This is a genomic window from Salinivibrio sp. MA427 (assembly GCF_001996115.1).
Taxonomy (GTDB): Bacteria; Pseudomonadota; Gammaproteobacteria; order Enterobacterales; family Vibrionaceae; genus Salinivibrio; species Salinivibrio costicola.
The window spans coordinates 1-2,510 of the sequence record NZ_MUFH01000327.1 but is presented as its reverse complement, the minus strand read 5'-3'; the positions used below and the strand labels follow the sequence as shown (position 1 = coordinate 2,510).

Annotated in this window: 3 protein-coding genes and 1 pseudogene; 1 reads left to right on the top strand and 3 read right to left on the bottom strand. The window is 47.2% G+C overall.

Going from position 1 to position 2,510, the window contains the following annotated elements; translation table 11 throughout:
- Positions 1-222, bottom strand: a pseudogene (locus BZG79_RS16785) (hypothetical protein); the annotation flags it as partial.
- A 1,139-nt stretch (positions 223-1,361) separates the two neighbouring features.
- Here BZG79_RS16785 and BZG79_RS16480 point away from each other — a divergent pair.
- Complete coding sequence (locus BZG79_RS16480) at positions 1,362-1,505, top strand: hypothetical protein (RefSeq protein WP_198533648.1); 144 nt, start codon at positions 1,362-1,364, stop codon at positions 1,503-1,505.
- A gap of 211 nt (positions 1,506-1,716) precedes the next feature.
- Here BZG79_RS16480 and BZG79_RS14000 read toward each other — a convergent pair whose 3' ends face one another.
- On the bottom strand, positions 1,717-2,223 hold the full coding sequence (locus BZG79_RS14000) for a GNAT family N-acetyltransferase (protein ID WP_077774706.1): 507 nt from the start codon (positions 2,221-2,223) through the stop codon (positions 1,717-1,719).
- Positions 2,214-2,480, bottom strand: a complete 267-nt coding sequence (locus BZG79_RS13995; RefSeq protein ID WP_021023794.1) for a DUF1778 domain-containing protein — start codon at positions 2,478-2,480, stop codon at positions 2,214-2,216. Before BZG79_RS13995 ends, BZG79_RS14000 begins: the two co-directional genes overlap by 10 nt.
- Between the last annotated feature and the right edge of the window lie 30 nt (positions 2,481-2,510).

The window sequence follows — 2,510 nt, the reverse complement described above, 5'->3', positions numbered from 1 at the left end:
GGTTGGGTAGTGCAGTAACGATAAACGGAATTCCTTTTTATACAGCTTAATTAGATTCCATTGGTTGTCCGGTAAGTTCACTGCTTGAGCAACTGCCGGTACGAATTTTTTTAGAGCGGGAGGAAGTTCACTCATTGCATCTCGGTGCAGGTATACCGAGTCGGGAAGTTGTTTTCCTACGTGAACTTGTTTGATAAGTTGTTTAAATGTTATAAAGTTCATCTTAACCAATAAGCCCTTCATATTGCGTATTTTGGTGATTGCGATCTCTCATTTCGGTTTATTCTGATTACCTGATCCTGCCTTTTTTCTCTCTTCTTATTTTTACTCTAAGTGATCGGATTGCGCCAGTTATCTCATTGCCCCTGGTATCAGGATAGTGGTGGCGACTCATTCGAACGGTCAGGTTCTACCTGCTCGGGTACATAAGTGTCTTCGATATTGGTTACGGCATGCGCACTGTGACTGCAACCAACCGATCCGCCGGCCACACTGTCAGATTGATTAGCTCTAGCGGTAAGTGCTGAACGGTTACCCAAATCCATACGTCATGAGTTCGGTCAGTCGAACTATTTTGTAACCCACCGAATTGTCCGCCAGTCAAAAATCATGGAGGTGTATTCTACTGAATAGACCAGACTTATGGATAGATTTGTTGTCACTCTTGGGTTAGCGCTGGCTAAACTGTGAAGTTCGTTGAATAAAGAATCACACGCGCGGATAGCCGTGGTGCCATCCGGCATCGAAGCCAAATATTGACGTCGATCGTGGCAGGCGCCCAGGCGGGATAGTGCATTATTGTTGACATAGTACCAGGGCTTGTGTCATCTACGCCAATGGCAACATCGGTGGGCTATGTTGATGACGCAGCTCACTGGCGTTATTCGAGTGCCAGAGATTACATGGGAGCGTCGGGGTTACTGGAAGTTTGTCCTGAGTGGTAGCGAGGTATGCACTCCCACACAGGAGCGTGGGAACGAGAGGTGAAGCAGCTCACTGGCGTTATTCGAGTGCCAGAGATTACATGGGAGCGTCGGGGTTACTGGAAGTTTGTCCTGAGTGGTAGCAAGGTATGCATTCCCACGCAGGAGCGTGGGAACGAGATAAATTCTCTGAAAAAATTAATGCAAAGATTACGAGTGAGAACGCGAAATATGATGTTGTTACGAGTTACTCGAAATGGCAGGAAGTTGTAAGCTAATCGAGAGCGCATTCTGAATAAAGCGCCCTATGTTTGGGTTTGAGCGCTGTTCGCTCGTTCCCACGCTCCGGTGTGGGAGTGTATACGGAGTGTGAATAATGGGTAGAAGTCGTACCTCGTTCCCACGCTCCGGCGTGGTAATGCATATGGAGTGTGAATCATGGGGAGAAGCCGCTACAAAATCACCGAGCCTCACTTACCGCACTTCGTCACCTTGACTGTGCTGCACTGGATCCCGGTATTCACGCGCCCGGTCACTGTCAATATCTTGCTCGACTTAAATCATGGACGGCGAGAAATCTGATTCAATACCTTGCTGAGCGCAACGTTAAGTAAATTCTGGATCAATTGGCGTTTTATAAAAAAGCCCACAAAGGTGACCGCGCTTATCAGTTTTGGCAGGAGGGTGGGAACGAGAGAAAACACCTCGGGAAAAACAGCGTATTGATCACTCGTTCCTACTCTCTGGCGTGACAATGCATAAGGAGTTTGAATCATGGCAGCGAGTCATCACCTCAGTCTATGGACAATGATTTTTCGATATCACAGATGCGTGCCATGAGTACTAAAGGGTCAAACGTTGACTCTTTGAAGCCAAATTTTTTGTAGAACGTTTGCGCACTGGTATCAATGGCATGAACTAAAATGCCCGCGCCACCAACAGCGTTCATTGCTTGTATTGAGCGAATGATACAATCTTTTAAAAGACCGGCTGCAATGCCTTGACCTTGATAGGCGTTATCCACCCCAAGCCTTGCTAAAATCACCATAGGAATCGGGTCAGGGCTATTTCTCCGTAGTGAGCTAAATGCGTGCCCTCTCGATACTGAACCCATGGCAATGGCATAGTACCCAATCACTTGGTGGGCTGCTGTGTCATTGGCAACATACACTCTCGCGGTTCCGCGCTTTTGGCTCTTTAACGCCTGTTTTCTTAACCATGTATCGAGTGCTTCAATGCCACATTGAAAGGCATTAATCTGGTGCTCATCAGTCAGTAGTGTAGGGGCACTTATTCCCAAGGCGCTTTCCTATTGAACAGATCCTTCACGCCTTCAAGCGCTCGCGGCTCTGCACGAAGTTCGTTGTCGAAAGCTTCAAACGCCTTTGCTTCAAGGACAAAATCCCGTTGTTCGGCCAGTATGCTATGCGCTTCATTAAGCGCTGCTTGCTGAATGAATACGGTTCTATCGACTTTTTTCAAACTTGCCGCAGCATCGATAATGTCTCTTACCGATGGCTGTACCCGCATGTTGATTGGCGCTGTTTTTGTAGCCATAACACCATCCTGTGTATCTATTTAATATAC